This window comes from Pseudolactococcus chungangensis CAU 28 = DSM 22330 (assembly GCF_002441885.1).
GTDB lineage: Bacteria > Bacillota > Bacilli > Lactobacillales > Streptococcaceae > Pseudolactococcus > Pseudolactococcus chungangensis.
The window spans coordinates 49,624-71,404 of sequence record NZ_JXJT01000008.1 but is presented as its reverse complement, the minus strand read 5'-3'; the positions used below and the strand labels follow the sequence as shown (position 1 = coordinate 71,404).

Below are 21,781 nucleotides of genomic sequence, written 5' to 3'. Positions count from 1 at the left end.
TCATCCAATATGAAAAAAGTGTTACAAATTTCGATTGTAGTCATACTTCTTGCCTTAGTTGGTATGATTTTTTTCAAAATGGTATCAGGAAAATCAGCAAAGTCTGATAATCGACCGATAAAAGTGACGAAATCTGTGGCTGATAAGGTTGTCGGTGAAAGCAGTGAGAAAGCTAAGCCGTCGACATCTAGTGAACAAGAACAAGCGAAACCAGAACCCAAATGGGTCAAGTCTGATGCGCCAATTGAGTTTCCAATTTTGATGTATCATCACATTGCAGATGTTGTTGATGGCAATACTTTATTTGTACCGGCTGATGAATTTAAAATGGAGATGACTGCACTCAAGAATGCTGGGTATTATACTTTGAGCCCTGAGGAAGCTTATCGTGTTTTGACGACCAATGAAAAGCCAGCAGAAAAAATTGTCTGGGTGACTTTTGATGATGGTTACAAAAATGCGCACGATACGGCTATGCCAATTCTAACGGCGCTTGGCATGAAAGGTAGCTTCTTCATTATTACTGGAAAGTTGGGAAATGAAGATACGATGACGGATGAGATGTTGTCAGAGTTGAAAGCTAATCCGCTTATGTCTGTCGGTAGCCACACCGTTAATCATCCAGATTTGGAATATTCAAGCCATGATGTAGCCAATACAGAGTTGATCGATTCTAAAAAGTATCTGGATAATTTGTTACATCAAGAGACATCTGTCATTTGTTATCCGGCAGGACGCTATAATACTGAAACTGCAGGACTTGCTGAGGCAGCAGGCTATAAGCTTGGTTTGACGACTAACCCAGGTCTTGCCAGCAGTGCCAATGGTCTCTTTGCCCTTAATCGTGTGCGTGTCTCTTATGGTCAAACTGAGGCAAGTTTTATGGCTTTAATTGGTAATTAATCACTTAATATATTCGTTTAACTAAAAAAGTAGCTATTAGCAAGTAGCTACTTTTTTATCATTATTTTTGACACAATTTTCTGATAATTTGTTATACTAGAAATAAGCACTATATTAAATGATGAGTTATCAGAGGAGAACTATTATGTCAATCAAAACTATCGCAACAGACCAAGCACCAGGAGCTATTGGTCCTTATGTTCAGGGCAAAATTGTCGGTGATTTTCTTTTTGCATCAGGTCAAATTCCACTGGATCCTCAAACAGGTGACATCGTAGGTGAGACAATCGCCGAACAAACACAACAAGTCATGAAAAATGTTGGGGGCATTCTTGCTGAAGCAGGCACAGACTTTAATCATGTGGTTAAAACAACTTGTTTTTTGAGTGATATGACAAATTTTGTACCATTTAATACTGAATATGCGAGAGCGTTCGGTGCAGAATTTCCAGCACGTTCAGCTGTGGAAGTTGCCAGATTACCTAAAGATGTTTTGGTTGAGGTTGAGGTCATAGCTTACTTGGGAAACTAATGTGTTAGAGATAAAAAAAGTGAGCAGTCATCCATTTTGATGATTGCTCACTTTTTTATTTAACGAATCGAGTAAGAATGGTTTTTAGTGGCAAATATAAAAGTGTTACTAAAATAATTGTGCCAATCCCGTTAATGGCAGTGGCAAGAAGAGAAGTAAAAGCAGCAGCAGCGGCTGGTTCTAAACTAGCCCCCGCAACTAAGGCACGAATAAGGCCGTTTAAAAAATCGGTTAACAGTTTGACCAAGACACCAGATGATACAGCGACTGTGACTAACCAGAGTTTATCGGGGGAAAATCGGTGTAAAGCCTTATATACAATCTGAATTGTTAAAGCGACTAAGACGTTACCTAGAAATACGATAGGCATTTCAATAGCATAACCATTAACAGTGTCAAAAATAGCAAGACCAATAGCACCTGAAAAAGTACCATAGCCAAAGCCTAAGTAAAGTGCTGCGAGTGCTACAACGGCATTACCAACATGGAAAAATGGGGCCCCAATCGGGGCAAAAATCGCAACGTGAAGTGACTGAATTGAGACATATGCGAGTGCTGCGAAAAGCGCAGCTAAGATGACTTTTTTTGTTTTATTTTGGGTGATGGGAAGAAAAACTGTAGTTTGGGCATTTTTTCGTGTTGTCATGAGAAGTCTCCTTTTATACTTATTGTTTATTGACTTTTAGGACTCGCGATAAGATGGGTACAAGTGCTGTTGCAATAATAATCCCTGAGATGTTTTGTAAAAGGTTAGGGAGTAGGCTAGGCAGGAAACCACCAGGTCCATAAAAAAACATGTTTGCAAGACCATATCCGATGACCATGAGACTGGTAGCGAGTAGGTAGTTCAAGGTGCGAGATTTAGTACTAGCGGATAGGTAACCTTGTGTACCGTGAATGACTAGCGAAAATAACATCCATTGTGGATAGCCACTCACGATATCGAGTAAAAACCCGCTCAGTCCTCCAACGATAGCCCCCTCTTTTTTTCCGAAAAGAGATGCTGCAGTAAAAACTAAACCATCCATTACCGTGATAAATCCTCCCGGTGTTGGAATCAATAGTATTTTGGAGATGGCAACATTTAAAGCGATTAAGATGGCTAAAAAGATAAGTTTTTTATTGTTAGTATTCATAAGTAATCTCCAGTTCATTGGTCTTATATGTTTGACAGTTTATTATCGTTTTGAAAGGTCAGGTCGTTTTTGCAAATAGCTAAAAAATGATGTATCAACTAGGATTTGAAATGACCATTATCTCGGTAAGCACCGTGCCAAATATGTCCGAGATATTGATTAAAAGGTTGCCCATTTGTAATTGCTGCATGGACGAATGCTTTGGCTGTTGTTACAGCATCGAGAGATGATTGTCCATCGGCAAGTCCTGCGGTAATGGCAGCAGCAAACGTACAGCCTGCACCGTGATTATTATCAGAATGAACGAGTGGACTTTTGAGGTGATGAAAGTCCTGGCCGTCATAGTAAACATCTAATGCCTCATCGTGCTGATTATCAAAACGACGACCACCTTTGATAATCACAGTTTTAGCGCCATAACCGTGAAGAATGGTAGCTGCTTTTTCAATATCGGCAACTGTTTTAAGTTCACCAAGTCCAGATAAAATACCAGCTTCAATTAAGTTTGGCGTGGTGACATCAGCTACAGGAAGGAGCAGTTCTCGGATGCTATCTGCGTTTTCGGAAAGCAGAATACCGGCTGTCCCTTTACAAGCCAATACTGGGTCAATGACAATATTTTTCGGTTGATAACGTTCAATCGCATCGCGTACGACAGTAATCGTCCGAATATCGCCCAACATGCCTGTTTTTAGTGCATCTGGCTTGCCACCCGCAAAAATAGTGTCTAATTGGCGCCCAACAATCTCTGGTTCAATCGTTTCAATAGTATGCGACCAATTATCATTAACATCCATCGTCACTATTGACGTTATGGCACTCATACCGAAAGTACCATATTCTTGAAAAGTCTTTAAGTCAGCCTGTAAGCCAGCGCCACCTGTCGCATCGCTTCCGGCAATAGTTAGCGTCTTTTTCTTTGTTTTCATCTTTTATCTTCATTTCTTATTTTATTTTTTCTCTTGCAATCTATTCTATCATTTGGTATCCTAAATGGAACAACCAATTGGATTGTTTTTTAACCATCCAATTTACCAGAAAGGTTTGCAAGATGAATTGGGACATTGAGAGAACACAAAAGACGCCTATCTATCAGTCAATCATAAAGCACATCACCCAAAATATTCAAAGTGGTCAGCTATTACCAGGTCAAAAATTACCATCTGAGCGAAAACTGGCAGCTTTAATTGGTGTTAATCGCTCAACAATTGTACGCGTTATGACTGAGCTAGAGTCTAAAGGCATTATCAAGCGTCAACAAGGCAGTGGGACAATGATTAATGATGACAAATGGGGGCTAAGTCAAGAACCAGTAGTAGGTTGGCACCAGTTGATTCAGGGGCAGCAACCTGATGAACACCAATTGTTGATGACACAAATCAAAGAAAAAAGTCAGAAAAAAGGCGTGATTGATGCCTATACAGGTGAGTTACCTCTTGATTTAGTGCCTGCATTTGATTTGCCTCAGTCAAACTGGCGAGATTTTATTGAAGCTGATAAAAATCAAGACGCATTAGGGTATTTTCCACTCCGTCAAGCGATATCAAATCTTGTTGCACAAGATTATCGGTTTACGCTACCAGTTGAGCAGCTGATGATCACCTCAGGAGGGCATCAGGCGATTTTCTTGATTGTTCAAGCCTTGCTTAATAGTGGCGATGCAGTTGCGATTTGTCAACCCTCATTTTTATATGCCTTAAATTTGTTTCAGACTGCGGGTATTCGCCTATTTGGTGTGCCAATGGATGAACAAGGGATGCGTTTGGATTGTCTCGAAAATGAGATATTAAAGCATCGTGTCAAGTTAGTCATGCTCAACCCAACCTTTCAAAATCCCACTGGCACGACCATGTCTTTAGCACGCCGACAGGCTTTAATCAAATTATGCCAGACTTACAAGATTCCGATTATTGAGGACGATGCTTTTGGTCTGTTACCATTTGATAAGCACATGACGCTACCACCTTTAAAACAATTAGATCCGCAAAATATGATTTATATCGGCTCTTTGTCTAAAATCATCGGCTCAACGACAAAAATTGGTTGGATTAGTGCCCCGCCAGCCGTCCTGCAAAAACTGTCAACGGCTCGGCAAGATTTAGATTTGACGCTCAGTATTTTTCCACAGGTCTTGGCTAATTATGCCTTATCAGATGTGACTTTTCAAGATAAAATTGCTACTTTACGTGCTAAAATCAGTGCTAGAATGTCCTATTTTTTCGACCTAATCGGTCAGAATTTTATTTGTCATCGCCCAGCAGGTGGCTTTTATGTCTGGCTCAAATTGTCAACGGATACGCTGACAAAAAAACAGATAGATGCCTTTTTAGCGGCTGGTATTTTGTGTCTACCTAGTTTTATTTTTGGTGACAAAACACCTGCAATTCGACTCAATATTGCACGATTAGATCGAGATGACATCAAACGATTGGTTGAGAAACTGCAAGAGTTAAAGCAGGTGGGAATTTGTTAGACAGAAAATTCAAATGTTGCCTATTCAATTGTTAAAATGTTATACTAGAGGTAGTTGTATATTGCTTGCCAGTTATACTCGTTTAACTATCTAAAACATACACTTTCTGATGGTAACTTCATTGCCTCCATTGCTTTCAACTATCTTGGCGCTTTAGCGCTTAGATAAGTAGCTATGTCTGACGTGCCTTGGTAGTTTTACCACTTAGGCGTAGGACAAAGGTCTTGATGTATACTTATATGCCGTTGTCTTTTTGCCTCTAGCTTTGGAGTTGACATTTTAGCGGCTTACGGAAAAGTGACTTACAACGTGGCTTGGTGGTTTTGGCATTGGCACTTTGCGCTTCAGCGCATTACGTACCACGCTATATACAGTAGACTTGATTTTTGAAAAAATCTTAGTCGCTAGATTACCGCTTAGCCGTTGACTAACTGACAAAAATAGCTCAAAAGTTGCGTATGCTTTATATAGTTAGACAAGTATAAAAGTGATATCAAATATGATGCATGAAAGGGGCTAACTTGGCACAAGAAAATATTGTCATTCATGGGGCTCGCGCCCACAATTTAAAAAATATAGACGTCACGATTCCGCGAGATAAATTAGTCGTGATGACAGGACTTTCAGGCTCGGGAAAATCATCACTAGCTTTCGATACACTCTATGCCGAAGGACAGCGACGCTACGTTGAGAGTCTCTCGGCTTATGCCCGTCAGTTCCTTGGGAACATGGATAAGCCAGATGTTGATAGTATCGACGGCTTATCGCCTGCGATTTCAATTGACCAGAAGACGACTTCTAAGAATCCACGCTCAACGGTTGGCACGGTAACTGAAATTCATGACTATCTGCGTCTGCTTTACGCACGGATTGGCACACCCTACTGTATCAACGGTCATGGTAAAATTACAGCACAATCTGTCGAGGAAATTGTCGATAGTGTTTTGGCTCTGCCTGAAAAGCAACGGCTCCAGATTTTAGCGCCCATTGTCCGCGCTAAAAAAGGTCAACATAAGAAGATTTTCGAGAAAATCCAAAAGGACGGCTATGTTCGGGTGCGGGTGGATAGCGAGGTCTATGATGTATCCGAAGTGCCTGAGCTAGAGAAGAATAAGAAACATGATATTGACATCGTGATTGACCGAATTGTCCTCAAAGACGGGATTCGTGGGCGGTTGTTTGACTCGGTTGAGGCGGCCTTGCGTCAAGGTGATGGCTATGTCAAAATTGATACTATGGATGGCAATGAGTTGCTGTTCAGTGAATACTATGCCTGTCCGATTTGTGGCTTTTCTGTCCCTGAGCTTGAGCCACGTTTGTTTTCGTTCAATGCGCCACAAGGTGCTTGTTCTGACTGTGATGGTCTCGGCATGCGCTTGGAAGTTGACCTTGATTTGGTCGTGCCAGATGCGACGAAAACGATTCGCGAGGGCGCGGTCGTGCCGTGGTATTCAGGCTCATCGACCTACTATCCTGCCGTTTTGGAGCAGGCAATGACGGCTTTCAACGTTGATTTAGACACCCCTTTTGAGCAACTAACAGAAGATGAAAAAACCTTGATTTTTTATGGGTCAGGGGACAAAGTCTTCCATTTTTATCACGAGGGAGATTTTGGTCTGCGTGATTTGGACATGGCTTTTGTCGGGATTGTACCTAATATTTTCAGACGATATGAGACTGGCTCTGACAGTACGAAAACCCAAATGCGGGCTTATATGAATGCTTTACCGTGTCAAACTTGTCACGGGAAGCGTTTGAATGAACAGGCCTTGTCTGTCAAGTTGAATGGCGAAACAGGTTATGACATTGCAGACTTGTCAAGCCTACCGATTGGTGAGCACTTGGACTTGATTCAGTCACTGGTCTTGTCAGAAAATGAAGCCATGATTGCCCGTCCGATTATCAAAGAAGTCGGAGATCGCTTGAGCTTTTTGAAAAATGTTGGTTTGGACTATTTGACCTTGTCTCGTAATTCTGGGACTTTATCAGGTGGTGAAAGTCAGCGGATTCGTTTGGCAACGCAGATTGGTTCAAACTTATCTGGTGTCCTTTATATTCTAGATGAGCCGTCGATTGGCTTGCATCAGCGTGATAACGATCGTTTGATTGAGTCTTTGAAAAAAATGCGCGATTTAGGAAATACGCTCATCGTCGTTGAACATGATGAAGATACCATGATGGCAGCAGATTACTTGATTGACATCGGTCCTGGTGCTGGTGATTTGGGTGGTGAAATTATCGCTGCTGGCACACCTAAGCAAGTCGCCAAAAATAAAAAATCTATCACAGGTCAATATTTGTCTGGCAAGCGAAAAATTCTAGTACCAGACGTTCGTCGACCAGTAGATCCAGAGAAAACTGTTGCCATTAAAGGTGCAACTGAGAATAACCTACAAAATTTAGATGTTGCCTTTCCTTTAGGTCTGATGACAGCAGTAACTGGCGTTTCTGGTTCTGGTAAATCAACTCTAGTAAACACCATTCTTAAAAAAGCTTTGGCGCAAAAACTTAATCATAACAGTGATAAGCCTGGTAAATATAAATCAATTTCAGGTTATGAAAAAATTGAGCGTTTGATTGATATTGACCAAAGTCCAATCGGTCGGACACCGCGTTCCAATCCTGCGACGTATACCTCAGTTTTTGATGATATTCGAGATTTATTCGCCAATACCAATGAAGCCAAGATTCGTGGTTATAAAAAAGGTCGTTTCTCCTTTAATGTCAAGGGTGGTCGTTGTGAAGCCTGCTCTGGTGACGGTATTATCAAGATTGAGATGCACTTTTTGCCAGATGTTTATGTGCCATGTGAAATTTGCCATGGTAGACGTTATAATTCTGAGACATTGGAAGTCCATTATAAGGAGAAAAATATCTCAGAGGTGCTTGAAATGCGCGTGTCCGATGCAGTTGACTTCTTCAAGCACATTCCAAAAATTGAGCGGAAACTACAAACGATTGTCGATGTTGGTTTGGGCTATGTGACATTAGGACAGCCTGCAACAACACTTTCTGGTGGCGAAGCCCAACGGATGAAACTGGCAAGTGAGCTTCAAAAACGCTCAACTGGTAAATCATTCTATATTTTAGATGAGCCGACGACAGGTCTCCACACAGAAGATATTGCAACCTTGCTTGGAGTCCTCAACCGTTTGGTTGAACAGGGCAATACAATCGTTGTCATTGAACATAATCTGGATGTGATTAAGACAGCTGATCATATTATTGATTTAGGACCTGAAGGTGGTATCGGTGGTGGTACGGTGCTGGCTGTTGGGACACCAGAAGAAGTGGCTCAGGTACCAGAGTCTTATACGGGGCGTTATTTGAAAGAGAAATTGGAATAAGCTGAAAACTTTCACGAATGTTTGATTTGTGAGAGTTTTTTGATTTACTTTGTGACATCTGAACATTTTTAGCGTATATAATATCGGAGGATATTGTATATGAAAAAAATGATCATAACTTTCTGTTTAGGGATTTTCTTTCTTATCCCTTTGTCGGTCACACATGCGCTTGATTTCGGAACAAATGTTTTAGTGCAAGCGACTGATAAACAGCTTTTAAAAATGAAACTGGATGATGAGGCTTTAACTATTTTTCTGATTGATACATCAGGAAATATGCAAAACAAGGACAAGCAAACGACGATTGACTTGATTAACCGTTTTGCGGTAGAAAGTGAGCAGGCAAGGATTGCGGTTATTGCTTATGATAATGACAGTCAGGTGCTTGTTGCACCAACAACTGATTCAACAGTGATTCTAGAAAAGCTATCAACTCTTGAATCTAGTGGGGAAAGTAATCTGACGGCTGGTTTGAAAACTGCTGAGGAACTGATTAAGCAGAGCCAAAATCAAAAGGCAAATATTTTTATCATTGCTGATAATGCCCCAACGGCAGGTGATATGCTGAAAAAAGGGACTTACACTAGCAAGGACAGTCATAGTTATAAATATGCGAATGCAGCTGATGAATATGCTCAGCAATTAAAAAAATCAAAAGTTTCTATCCGAACATTGATTTATTTGGCAAGAGTTGCTAAAAGTACTCAAGCACAGACACAACGATTTTTTGAAAATATTCAGAATGACGGTTTCTTTGATATTTCCCAAAATGATCATCTTGATTTTTTGTTTGAGCGGCAGCGTACAAATGAAACACTTTTGACGGGACAGTTTGATTATGGTGTGAGATATGGTCATCGAGATGCACAGACGCAATTTCATTATTCAGATGATTATTTTAAGGCGGCAAGTGATGCTTATCAAAATAAAGCTTTACCTTATAATCCTAGTCTAGCTACCATGTCATTAAATTTAGAACTGGCGGCTTGGGCTAGTCCGACTCAAAATGATTATCTATTTAAGAGTGATAATGCTAAAAAACTACTTGGGAAATTAGGATTTAATCATTTTGAGGCAAATGATGGTTTCAAATTCAGGCCCACTAAAGATTCAATTGGAGCTATCGCAGCAGAGAAAAAGCTTACAGTTGACGAGGAAGATTATACGCTAATTGCACTTGCTATCCGTGGCGGTGGCTACGAGGCAGAGTGGGCGAGCAATGTGACACTTGGGACATCTGGACAACATCAGGGGTTTCATAAAGCTAGCCAAGATGTTTTGAAATTTTTGGACAACTATATCAAAACGCATCACATTAAAGGTAAAATCAAGCTTTGGCTGACAGGCTACAGTCGCGGTGGCGCAACAGCTAATTTGCTTGCAGGTGAATTGAACTCTGGTAGAAAATTACCGCAAGTTGAGCTTGCACCATCAGATTTGTATGCTTTTTGCTTTGAACCGCCAGCTGGGACGCTAGCTAGTTTTGACCCTAGAAATAAAAAGAATGATAATATTATTAATATTGTTAATTTGAATGATGTGGTAACGAAAGTGGCACCTGATACGAAAAATTTTGAATTTACTAGGTATGGTAAAGATATCTTATTGCCAACTAGAGAGCTTGTTGGAGAAAGCCAATACTCCTTGTTACGCGACAGAATGCTAAGAGAGCTTGAAAAGATAGAGTCTCTAGATGACTATATTGTGGATAATTTTAAGTGGAAAAAATTAAGTCTAAATGTTAATTTATCAAATAAAAGTATTAAATTTAGTGTCAATGATAATAATCAGAATCATATTTTGACGGAGTATTTAGAAAAAGTCATAGGTACTTTCACAGCGGAAGAATTACTCAATCGAAATTACTATGTCCAAAATCATCAGGAGAGCGTACGTGGACTAATTGCAGCGTTTTTAGCGGATTCAAATGATAAGGCAGTGGTAAGTGTTATTGAGTTAATCAAAATCATAGTAGATTTGAAAACCACATCTGTTGGCGAGTTAATTACAAGACCTTTACAACAAAAATTGGGACAGGCTTTAGGGTTGGATGATATTACTAGAGAATTGAATAGTAGCGCCCTTGAACTCTTTGGAGATTTTATTCTCAAACATCCTAACTTAACACTTACTTTATTTGAAAATCTAAAAATAGTCGGTGCTGCACATCAGCCTGAAATTTGTCTGGCTTGGTTACGGTCACAAGATAAAAATTACACTGATCCATTACCGATATTGCAAAATCGGAGTCGCTCAGTGGTTGTAGAGGAAAAGAAAACTTACTATAAAACGAATGTCATTATCGAAGGTCTAGCATTTGGTAAGATTTTAGGTGGTGGTGTTACACAAGAATTTGACAAAGCCGAATTATATGCCATTCCTTTTGAAAATGGTCAATTTGATGGCTGGTATAAAGATGGCACTCTAATTTCAAAAGAATTAGAATGTGATTACACAGTAACAGAAGAAAGTACTTTAGTCGCTAGATTTTCAGCTATTGAGGAAAGTGCTAATGAAAAATAAAAAGGGATTAGTTATCATATTTCTGATTATAATGCTAAGTTTTCTAGGGTTACTTGTGTTTCAACTTCCAAAAACATTGCCAGCAAAACAAGCACAGACCTTAAAAGATTTAGCCTATGATAGTGATAAGCGTCTAGGCTACACCATTTATATTCCTGAAAATGGTAAGCTAGAACCTTACTTAGTGCTGACGAAAAATTATTATAAACAAGGCAATGTTTTATTAATGCGAAAATATCTGGTAGAGGCAGCAATACCACATAAGGAAATACAGACGACTTCCTATTATGCCGAAAGTATTTCAGACCGCTTTATGAATGAGCTATTTATTCATGAATTTCCCTCGAAATTGAGCTCGCAGATAAAGATGACAACGTTGAATATTAAAGCTAAAAATGGCATACAGGTCGGTGATGAAATAGAAAAAATTAAGAGAAAGCTATTTCTATTACTAGAGAAAGAAGTAGGGATAGAAATTTTTGCCACGAGTGATGAGGAAAAAATAGGCTATTTTATTGATAAAAAATTTGAAAGGGCTATTGCAAGTACCAAGGATGGTACTTTGGGTTTATGGTGGTTAAGAGGTTCGGGAGCCCATCATTTTGTAGATTTGGCAACTTTAGTAACTGATTATGGTGGGGTTGGCTCATCAGAAGTTAGAACTCCAAACTATCTCCGCCCAAGTTTCTGCCTACCACCAAACACAAAAATAGCCAAAGAAACAATCAAAGGACAAGAAATCTACGTTTTAAAAGCCTTTCAAGATTTAAAACTACCCAAAGCCAATATTTTGGTGGAGGATATTGGCTTAACAGGACATGAACTAGAAAAATATTACATCAAGAACAACTATTTAGGCATTGAAGTTGAACTAAAAAATCCCCAGTATGGCGGTGTATTAAGCGATAACTTGACCGTTGCCAAAGGCGAAAGTGTGCAATTGCGTGCCTTGACTTTTTCAGATGGTCGGTTCGACGGCTGGTATTTGGGTGATAAATTGATATCTTGCGAAAAATTATTAACATACCAACTCACGCAGAATGAAACAATCCTTGCCAAGTTTTCTAAAAAAGAAACATTTCCAATAGAATAGGAACATGGCGAGGATATGAAAGGTGGAAGAAATGTAAAGTTTATTTCTGGCGTTTTCTCATTTTTGGTATTTTGACGAATGGATAAAGAAGTTCAAATTTACCAAGGGTCTTTTCGTGTGTCAAAGATATTTTACATATGAAAAGTAGTCAAAATTTTAATCTAAAAACACTAAAAAACACCTCAAAAAAATGTTAGAATAGAAAAGTATAACTTAGTCAAAGTAAGCATACTCATAGACCTGATTTTAACATCACAGAAAGAGGTAAACATGCGTAAAACAATGGACGGAAACATGGCAGCAGCTCATGTGGCTTATGCTTTCACAGAAGTGGCATCTATCTATCCAATCACACCATCTAGTCCTATGGCAGAGTACACAGACGAGTGGCAGGCTGCGGGACGAAAGAATATTTGGGGCGATACTGTCTCAATTAGTGAAATGCAGTCTGAAGCAGGTGCAGCAGGCGCAATTCACGGCGCACTCAAGGCAGGGGCATTAGCGACGACCTACACAGCATCCCAAGGCTTACTGTTGATGCTACCAAACATGTATAAAATCGCAGGAGAACTGCTCCCTAGCGTGATTCATGTGGCGGCACGTGCGGTGTCAACTAATGCCCTTAATATTTTTGGTGACCAGTCTGATGTCATGAGCGCGCGTGCAACGGGGTATGTCATGTTGGCAGAGTCTTCTGTTCAAGAAGTTATGGATTTGTCAGCTGTGGCACATTTAGCGACGATTGAATCTTCTGTGCCATTTATGAACTTTTTTGATGGATTCAGAACCTCACATGAGCTACAAAAAATTGAGGTCTTGGACTATGCAGATTTAGGTCAGCTTATCAATCAAGAAAAGCTGCAAGAATTTCGTGATAGAGCCATGAATCCTGATCATCCAACTGTTTCGGGGACTAATCAGAATGCTGACATCCATTTTCAACAGCGTGAAACGACCAATCGTCACTATGATAAGGTGCCTGCGATTATCCAAAAATATATGGGTAAGATTAATGCTTTGCGTGGCACAGATTATGATTTAATTAACTATTACGGGGCAGAAGATGCGACGGAAGTGATTGTGTCAATAGGTTCTGTCGGTGAAACGATTGAGCAGACTGTGGACTATTTGAATGCACAAGGTCGTAAGACTGGTTTCTTAAATGTGCATCTATATCGACCATTTCCAGCAGAAAATTTCCTTGAAAAACTCCCTAAAACTGTGACAAAAATTGCTGTCTTGGATAGAACTAAGGAGCCTGGTTCTGGTGGAGAACCACTTTATCTGGATGTCAAGTCTGTTTTGTATGACCAGGCATCTGACATTAAAGTGATTGGTGGGCGTTATGGGATTGGTTCGAAAGATACGACGCCAAGCCAAATGGTTGCTGTTTTTGATGAATTGGGTAAAGACGCACCTAAAAAACGCTTCACAATCGGTATCAAGGATGATGTGACGAATTTGTCGCTTGAATTAGGTCCTTCGCTTGATTTGACACCAAGTTCAACGTTCCAAGCCAAGTTCTGGGGATTTGGTTCTGATGGCACTGTTGGTGCCAATAAATCTGCTATTAAAATTATCGGTAACCATACAGATAAATATGTGCAAGGTGCTTTTGCCTACGATTCTAAAAAATCTGGTGGTTTGACAATTAGTCACTTGCGCTTTGGTGATACACCGATTAAGTCAACTTATATGATTCAACACGCCGATTTTGTCAGCCTATCAACAGCCAGTTATGTCCACCAATATGATGTTCTGAAAGGGCTCAAAAAAGGTGGCACTTTCTTGCTCAATACAGTCTGGACTGATGAGCAACTTAATCATCATTTGCCAAGTCGGATGAAACGTTATATCGCTGAAAACGACATTCAATTTTATACGATGAATGCTGTTGAAATTGCGGGAAAAGCTGGCCTTGGTAGACGGATTAACACCGCCATGCAAGTTGGTTTCTTTAAATTATCACAAATCATGCCATTTGATGATGTCTTTAGCATTCTCAAACAAGATGCGCATGATAGTTATGCTCGTAAATCAATGAAGATTGTTGAGCAAAACTGGCAGGCAATGGATTTGGCAGTGGATGGCTTGCACAAAGTGACGATTCCAGCCGATTGGGCAGTAGCAAAAGCACCACAAGCCATTGAAGTTGGTGGTGAAAAAGTTAAGAAATACGTCTTTCAAATCGTCAATAACGTCAATGCGCAAGAAGGTGACAATCTGTCGGTTGGAGATTTAGTTGACAATGATATGACAGACGGTCGCATGCCACTTGGCACAACTGCCTCTGAAAAACGTGGTGTTGCTCTGGAAGTTCCTGTCTGGGATGTTGACAAATGTACCATGTGTAATGAGTGTAGTTTTGTTTGCCCACACGCAGCGATTCGACCTTTTTTACTGGATGAAGACGAACTAAACGAAGCACCTGAAGGTTATCTCGTCAAAGATTATCGCGGTGCTGATGGTCTCATGTATCGCATTCAGGTTTCTGTTGAAGACTGTACCGGTTGTGGACTATGTGTCGAGGCTTGTCCTGCCAAAGGTAAAGCACTCGAAATGAAACCTTACGAAGAAGTTCGTGCTGAGGCTGCAAATTGGGCCTTTTCAATGACCTTGAAAACCAAAGCTAATCCAGCTAAGGCCAACACAGTTATTGGGACACAGTTCAACACGCCATTACTCGAATTTTCAGGTGCCTGTGCCGGATGTGGTGAAACACCTTACGTTAAACTACTCACACAAATGTTTGGTGACCGCATGATGATTGCTAATGCCACTGGCTGTTCCTCTATCTGGGGTGGTGCAGCACCTGTCAGCCCTTACACGACAAATGACGCCGGTCAAGGTCCTGCTTGGTCCAACTCTCTCTTGGAGGACAATGCGGAATTTGGCTATGGCATGTGGCTAGCGTCGCAAGCGCGCCGCACGAAGTTGGCAAAGGATTTGACAACGCTGCTTAATGACGTGTCAGTATCAGAAGAAGTAGCAGCCCTAATGCAAGACTGGATTGAGCATAAAGACGAATCAGAAGGTACACGCCAACGTGCTGAAAAACTCAAGAGTGCCTTAGCTGAATTGGGCTCAGAGTTTGACAGTATTCGAGCGCGTCAAGATCAATTTGTCAAACCTACTCAATGGATGATTGGTGGCGATGGTTGGGCTTATGATATCGGTTTTGGAGGAATTGACCATGTCATTGCCTCTGGTGCAGATGTGAATATGCTCGTCATGGATAATGAAGTCTATGCTAATACTGGTGGTCAAGTCTCTAAAGGGACACCACGTTCTGCAATTGAAAAATTCTCAGCAGCAGGGAAAGCTGCAGCTAAGAAAGATTTAGGTTTCATGGCTATGACCTATGGTAATGTCTATGTCGCCCAAATTGCCTCAGGTGCTAACAAAATGCAAACGATTAAGGCCTTTGAAGAGGCAGAACGTCATAATGGGCCGTCAATCATCATCGCCTATACACCATGTATTTCACACGGTTTACGTGGTGGTATGTCACAAACCATTCGAGAAGCTAAAGAAGCTGTAGAGTCTGGTTATTGGCAACTTTACCGTTACAATCCAAATTTGGAAGATATGGGGAAAAATCCTCTAACGCTTGACTTCAAGAAGCCTGATTTTGATAAGATGACAGAGTTCATGACCCAACAAGTTCGATTTGCAAGCCTACAGCGCATCAAACCAGAGACTGCGCAAGCTTTGTTTGATAAGACGACTGCAGATGCGCGTCGTAAATTTGTTCGCTATGCAAGGATGTCTGGGGACTTGGATAAATTCCTAGCCAAGGAAGCGAAGGCTAAGGGTGAAGAAACAGTCCTTGTTACTTCATCCAAAGTAGAGCGTCCAAAGCGTGAAAAAGACCCTGAAGCTGAGGCTCGTCGTGCTGCCAAACGTGCTGAGCGTGCTGCTAAACGTGCAGGAAAGTAACCTGAAAATTGAAAATAATGATGAATGTAAAAAAGCTAAGATAGAAGTTCTTAGTTACCGAAATAGAAAAGCAAAGTAGCTAAAATCAGATTGATTGAGCTAGTTTGCTTTTATTCTTGTCTTGTTTTACGTCAAAAAGTATACGAATGCAAAAAAAAGTGATACCGATAGCATCGGAAATGATGTGTTGCTTAATATAAAATGATTATGATATCAGACTCTTATTTGGTTATAACTACATGTTGTCAATAGAAGATATGCCTAAAATTTCTCGAAGAATTGATGGTCTGATTTACCTGGAAAGGTCTTTAGAAAATCCTAAAATAGACTGGTTTCAAGACTATCGAATACCATTGCTTAAACTCAAGCGACAGCAACATCACGGTAAGACCTTTGATTTCTCTACTATTCAGGACTTTCTTTTGACAGTCGCCCAGCGCTCAGAAATGATTAGTGAGACCTATGTTGCTAAATTTGAGGCAGTGCTACCGGAAAAGCAAAGACATCATTTTCTGGGTATCTTGTCATGGGAAGTTTAAGTGCTTTACTTGATTTATTAAGCAAACTTCGTTGGTAAAACATGATATTAATTCAAAATAAATTCAAGAGAATCATCTCTTTTCGCTGTTAAAAAAAAACAAAAATGGTAGAATTGAAACATGAATGATTTTAATCAAATTTTCAACCTGCAATCATGGCAGGAAATAATTCAGCTGAATCTGACTCCTTGGCGTCTTTTTATTGCCATTGTCGACATCAGTCTGATTACCTTTTTGATTTATAGCGCCTTGCGGAGTGTGCAAGGGACAAAATTGATGACATTAGTGCGTGGTGTCCTCTTATTTATCATGCTAAAAATCATAAGTGGTTGGTTAGGACTGGGCACATTTGAGTGGCTCTTGAATCAAGTGATTACCTATGGTGTGATAGCCGCCGTTATCGTCTTTCAACCAGAAATTCGTCGTGGTCTTGAAAGTCTTGGTCGTACCACGAATATCTTCAGCTTTAGCTTATCGGATGATAAGAAAAGACAATCGAGCCACATCAAAGCCTATGAGAAATCATTCGACTACATGAGTGAGCGCAAAATCGGTGCATTGATTGTCATTGAACAATCCCAAACCCTTGAAGAATATATCTCGACCGGGATTAAACTGGATGCAGACATTACATCCGAGCTACTCATTAACATCTTTATCCCCAATACCCCCTTGCATGATGGTGCAGTTATCATTCAAGGCGATAAAATTGCGGTAACGTCAGCCTACTTACCACTAACCGAAAATAGTAAGATTTCTAAAGAATTCGGGACCCGCCACCGTGCGGCAATAGGTATCTCTGAGGTCTCAGACGCTATTACCCTGATTGTTTCGGAAGAAACAGGAGGCCTGTCAATTACCAAAAATGGTGAATTTTACTCAGACCTCTCAAAAAGCGAGTTTCATGACTTTTTGATTAAAAACCTAGAAGATACCAATAAAATGAACAAACGAGATAGACTCTTGAAGAAATTAAAGTCAAAGAGAGGTCAATCAAATGAAAAATAAAGATTTCATATCATCAAAATTTATCTACATACTTGTTAGTCTTTTCTTTGCGATTGTCTTATTTTTCAATGCCAATGCGGTGTTACTGAAAAATTCTAACGATAGAACGAATGCGTCAGAAACATATTCAACGTCACTTTATGATGTACCAATTGAACTGAAATATGATCACGATAAATACTTTGTCTCAGGGTTTGATGGCAGTGCTAATGTCTATCTAACATCCTATAATCTCGTACGGCTAAATGCTGAAAAATCATCAGACACCCGTAGTTTTCATCTGGTCGTTGATTTGACGAAGGTAAAAGAAGGGACAGTTGAAGTCCCTGTTAGAGTTGTCGAATTGGCGACAGGTGTCAATGCCCAAGTTGATCCAGGTAACATTTCAGTGACAGTTGAGAAAAAAGCAGAAAAGACTTTTGATATTACCCCTGTCGTTTCCCTTAAACTATTACCAGAAGGCTACCAACTGAAAAATGTCAGCATTGATAAGGATACGGTTAAGGTGACGTCAGGTGCCTCTATTATCACGCAGATTGACAAAGTGCAAGCCGTTCTACCTAGTGATGTGATTTTGGACAATGATTACGCTGGCAAAGTCTACCTACAAGCTATCGATAAGTCAGGTAAAGTGTTGCCAGCGAAATTATCACCAACGTCTGTCAATATGAAAGTGGATGTTGAATTACCTAACAAAGATGTCCCGATAGTGGGCAAAATAACAGGTAAAAAAGATAGTTCCTTCACAAATTATAACTTCAAATTGTCTAAAGATACTGCCAATATTTCGGGTGAGCAGAAATTTATTGATGATGTGTCAAGTATTACAGCTAATATTGATGTGACGAATATTACTAAAGAAACGACAATCAAGGTTCCGCTTTCAGAGGATAATGTGACGATTTCGCCTAATGTGATCGATGTGACAGTGACACCGGTTAAAAAATAGGTTATAATGGTTATAAAATAAAAAGTAAGTTATAATAGATATAGCAAAAAAAAGGAAATGAGATAATAAATGGGTAAGTATTTTGGAACTGATGGCGTACGTGGTGAGGCAAATGTTGAGTTAACACCTGAACTAGCCTTTAAACTTGGTCGCTTTGGTGGTTTTGTGTTGTCTCAGCACGAAATTGGGACACCAAAAGTTTATGTTGCGCGTGATACTCGGATTTCAGGTCAAATGTTAGGCACATCGTTGATTTCAGGACTTTTAAGCGTTGGGATTGAAGTCTACGATCTTGGTATCATTGCGACACCGGGTGTTGCTTATCTTGTAAAAAAAGATGACGTATCTGCGGGTGTCATGATTTCTGCCAGTCACAATCCTGCCTTGGATAATGGTATCAAGTTCTTTGGCGCAGATGGTTTCAAGTTAGAAGATAGTCAAGAACTCGAAATTGAAGCCTTGTTAGATGCTGAACGTGACACTTTGCCACGCCCTTCAGCACAAGGCCTTGGGATCTTACATGATTATTCAGAAGCCGTTCGGAAATATGATGAATTTTTGAAAAATACTGCAGATGGTAGTTTTGAAGGTTTTAAAATCACTTTGGATACAGCCAATGGTGCGACTTTTACTAGCGCCCGTACAGTTTTTAGTGATCTTTCTGCTAATCTCAATGTCATTGGTGAGACACCTGACGGTCTGAACATCAACCGAGGTGTTGGCTCGACCCACCCAGAGAATCTGGCGAAAGCTGTTGTTGAAAATCGTTCAGATTTAGGTTTGGCTTTTGACGGCGACGGTGACCGCTTGATTGCAGTTGATGAAACAGGGGCTATTGTTGATGGTGATAAGATTATGTTCATCGTTGCTAAGCACTTGCATGAGAAGGGCTTATTAGCTCAGGACACAGTTGTGACGACTGTTATGTCTAATCTCGGTTTTCATAAAGCTTTAGAGTCTGTAGGGATTAACAGTGTGATTACAGCTGTTGGTGACCGTTATGTCGTTGAAGAAATGAAGAAAAACGGTTATAATTTTGGTGGTGAGCAGTCAGGTCATATCATTTACCTTGATAATAATACAACAGGTGATGGTCAAGCCTCAGCGATTTTACTTGTAAAAGTGATGCGTGAAACCGGTAAAAAACTATCAGAATTGGCAGCGCAAGTCACAATTTATCCTCAAAAATTAGTCAATGTTCGTGTTGAAAACAGCATGAAATCTAAAGCAATGGAAGTGCCTGCGATTGCGGCTATCATTGGTAAAATGGAAGAAAAAATGGCAGGTAATGGTCGTATTCTCGTTCGTCCTAGTGGGACAGAACCTTTATTACGTGTTATGGCAGAAGCGCCAACTGATAAAGAAGTAGATGAATATGTGGATACGATCGTTTCAGTTGTTCGTGAAGAAATTGGAATTGACTAATCAAGATGGTACTTATAAAATCAAAAATCAGAACCTTTTGTGAGGTTTTTTTTGTGAACTTGGGTCAGTGATAGAAAAATAAACAAAAAAACACCTGATGGATTAGCCAAATGCTAAACAGTCAGGTGTTTTCAAGTAATTATTTAGCGCGAAGTGCAGCCATTGTGATATAGTTGTAAGGTTGATTGAAATGTGGTAAGAAGAAGATGTCCAATAGTTTCAATTTATCAATCGTCACGTGCTCTTGGATAGCTAAGCTGAACATATGGATGTTAGCTGAAATATCTTCAGTTGAGGCAAGTTGTGCACCAACGATACGACGTGATGATTTTTCGTAGACAATACGGATTTTAACTGGTGCGTTTTCTTTGATGAAACCAGGTTTTTGTAAGTCTTCAAAGTCAGTGTAGTCAACATCAATTTCAGCTTTTTTAGCGGCAGCAACTGAAAGACCTGTTGACACCATGTTATAGCCGAAGATTGAGATACCGTTACTACCTTGTACGCCAATTGCATCAAGTTCCGTACCACCAACGTTATGACCTGCAACGATACCGCTACGAACAGCGTTTGTTGCAAGGGCAATATAGGTTGTCGCTTCAAGGGCGTTTGAATAAATTGTTGCACAGTCTCCAACAGCATAGACGCTATCGTCACTTGTTTTTTGATGATTATCAACAAGGTAAGCACCATTTCGGAAAGTTTCCAAGTGGTCTTTTCCTAAATCTGAATTTGCTGTGAAACCAATGGCATTGATCACCATATCAACATCATAAGTGCCTTTATCGGTCACTAATTGTGTTACGCGTTTATCGCCTTTGTATTCAGTAGCGAGTTCACCAAAATGAAGTTCAATCCCGTTTTCTTCAAGATTTTTGTCCATATTGTGTGTGAATTCAGGGTCGTAGTAAGACGCAAGAGACGTTGGCATGGCATCAAAGAGGAGGACGTTTTTACCACGACGTTTAGCAGCTTCTGCGATTTCAACGCCGATATAACCAGCACCGATGACAGCAACAGTTTTGACATCTTCACGTGACATATCGTGGTCAACTTCTTGTCCTTCTTGGAAGAGTTTCAAGAAGTGTAAGCCTTCAAGGTCTTTACCGGGAATATTTGGAATGATTGGTTTACTACCAGTTGCCAAGATTAATTTATCATAGCTTTCTTCAGATTTCTCGCCAGCTTTATTTTCAAAGTAAACGATTTTATTATTGAAATCAATACTAGTCACACTTGATTCCATGAAGATTTTAGCCCCTTTTTTGCGGAAAGTTTCTTCGTTTGTATAAAAGAGGTCTTCATAACCATCGATTTGACGGCCAACCCAAAGTGCTGTACCACAGCCGAGATAGCTGAGGTTAGTATTGCGGTCGATTAGGACAACTTCAGTGCCAGGATAATTGTCAAGGAGTGTATTGGCAGCAGCAATTCCTGCGTGGTTTGAACCAATAATAACTGTTTTCATAGGTAGTAGGTTTCCTTTTCTTTTTTTAGAGGTGTGCTCGATACGTTAAACGTGAGACAGGTACTGAAGAAAGACCGATCTCCTAAGACTAGTCTGACTAACTGTATCTATCTAAGTGGCCCCTTTTACTTTTAGTGACATGGCCCGAGATGATTTGGCCAATTGAAGAAGTTTTGTAGTTGAAGCTTAATTAAAAGTATACGCGTTCAAGTTTGAGAACGCAACAAATATTTTGAGATTGTTTCAGAAAAAATCTAGAAAATCATCCGAAAGCATATGAGAATACACTAAGCCTAGTCGATGATAAGTTGGTAGAAACTAAGTAAAATATGTTTTGTTTTGTACTTAACTACGTCTAATCGTTTCACCTCCGTTTTGAATTGATGATTTTAAAAATGTGTGCTTTTTTATAAACACGCGAGTATTAATAATACCACACTTATTAT

15 protein-coding genes are annotated in these 21,781 nt (G+C 40.0%); 11 read left to right on the top strand and 4 right to left on the bottom strand.

What is annotated here, in order from left to right; all coding sequences use genetic code 11:
- Positions 1-9 precede the first annotated feature (9 nt).
- Both RR45_RS05130 and RR45_RS05125 read left to right on the top strand, forming a co-directional pair.
- A complete protein-coding gene (locus RR45_RS05130) occupies positions 10-903 on the top strand; it encodes a polysaccharide deacetylase family protein (protein ID WP_072353603.1) in 894 nt (297 codons plus the stop codon).
- A 145-nt stretch (positions 904-1,048) separates the two neighbouring features.
- Complete coding sequence (locus RR45_RS05125; RefSeq protein WP_031366713.1) at positions 1,049-1,435, top strand: RidA family protein; 387 nt, start codon at positions 1,049-1,051, stop codon at positions 1,433-1,435.
- A gap of 55 nt (positions 1,436-1,490) precedes the next feature.
- Here the strand turns inward: RR45_RS05125 and RR45_RS05120 are convergent, their stop codons facing one another.
- The 3 genes from RR45_RS05120 to thiD form a co-directional block, all read right to left on the bottom strand.
- A complete protein-coding gene (locus tag RR45_RS05120) occupies positions 1,491-2,081 on the bottom strand; it encodes an ECF transporter S component (protein ID WP_072353604.1) in 591 nt (196 codons plus the stop codon).
- Between the two features lie 19 nt (positions 2,082-2,100).
- The gene (locus tag RR45_RS05115) at positions 2,101-2,571 is read right to left on the bottom strand and encodes an ECF transporter S component (RefSeq protein WP_031366715.1); all 471 of its coding nucleotides are present in this window, start codon (positions 2,569-2,571) and stop codon (positions 2,101-2,103) included.
- A 98-nt stretch (positions 2,572-2,669) separates the two neighbouring features.
- A complete protein-coding gene (gene thiD / locus RR45_RS05110) occupies positions 2,670-3,500 on the bottom strand; it encodes a bifunctional hydroxymethylpyrimidine kinase/phosphomethylpyrimidine kinase (RefSeq protein WP_031366716.1) in 831 nt (276 codons plus the stop codon).
- 122 nt (positions 3,501-3,622) lie between these two features.
- On the opposite strand from thiD, the gene RR45_RS05105 reads away from it, so the two are divergent.
- The 9 genes from RR45_RS05105 to glmM all read left to right on the top strand — a co-directional run bounded on the left by RR45_RS05105 (position 3,623) and on the right by glmM (position 19,867).
- On the top strand, positions 3,623-5,044 hold the full coding sequence (locus tag RR45_RS05105; protein WP_031366717.1) for an aminotransferase-like domain-containing protein: 1,422 nt from the start codon (positions 3,623-3,625) through the stop codon (positions 5,042-5,044).
- A gap of 506 nt (positions 5,045-5,550) precedes the next feature.
- Entirely contained in the window at positions 5,551-8,391 is a 2,841-nt protein-coding gene (gene uvrA, locus RR45_RS05100; protein ID WP_031366718.1) for an excinuclease ABC subunit UvrA, read from the top strand.
- Positions 8,392-8,490: 99 nt separating this feature from the next.
- Complete coding sequence (locus RR45_RS05095; RefSeq protein ID WP_072353605.1) at positions 8,491-10,914, top strand: VWA domain-containing protein; 2,424 nt, start codon at positions 8,491-8,493, stop codon at positions 10,912-10,914.
- On the top strand, positions 10,904-12,007 hold the full coding sequence (locus tag RR45_RS05090; RefSeq protein WP_072353606.1) for a DUF6273 domain-containing protein: 1,104 nt from the start codon (positions 10,904-10,906) through the stop codon (positions 12,005-12,007). The genes RR45_RS05095 and RR45_RS05090 overlap by 11 nt, the downstream gene beginning before the upstream one ends.
- Positions 12,008-12,277: 270 nt before the next feature.
- Positions 12,278-15,946, top strand: a complete 3,669-nt coding sequence (nifJ, locus tag RR45_RS05085; RefSeq protein ID WP_072353607.1) for a pyruvate:ferredoxin (flavodoxin) oxidoreductase — start codon at positions 12,278-12,280, stop codon at positions 15,944-15,946.
- A 257-nt stretch (positions 15,947-16,203) separates the two neighbouring features.
- Entirely contained in the window at positions 16,204-16,485 is a 282-nt protein-coding gene (locus tag RR45_RS05080; RefSeq protein ID WP_031366722.1) for a hypothetical protein, read from the top strand.
- A gap of 120 nt (positions 16,486-16,605) precedes the next feature.
- Entirely contained in the window at positions 16,606-17,493 is an 888-nt protein-coding gene (gene cdaA, locus RR45_RS05075) for a diadenylate cyclase CdaA (protein WP_031366723.1), read from the top strand.
- Positions 17,483-18,442, top strand: a complete 960-nt coding sequence (locus RR45_RS05070; RefSeq protein ID WP_031366724.1) for a CdaR family protein — start codon at positions 17,483-17,485, stop codon at positions 18,440-18,442. Before cdaA ends, RR45_RS05070 begins: the two co-directional genes overlap by 11 nt.
- 69 nt (positions 18,443-18,511) lie before the next feature.
- Positions 18,512-19,867, top strand: coding sequence for a phosphoglucosamine mutase (glmM, locus tag RR45_RS05065; protein ID WP_031366725.1), 1,356 nt, complete (start codon positions 18,512-18,514; stop codon positions 19,865-19,867).
- 139 nt (positions 19,868-20,006) lie between these two features.
- Here the strand turns inward: glmM and nox are convergent, their stop codons facing one another.
- A complete protein-coding gene (gene nox, locus RR45_RS05060; RefSeq protein WP_031366726.1) occupies positions 20,007-21,335 on the bottom strand; it encodes a H2O-forming NADH oxidase in 1,329 nt (442 codons plus the stop codon).
- Positions 21,336-21,781: the final 446 nt, after the last annotated feature.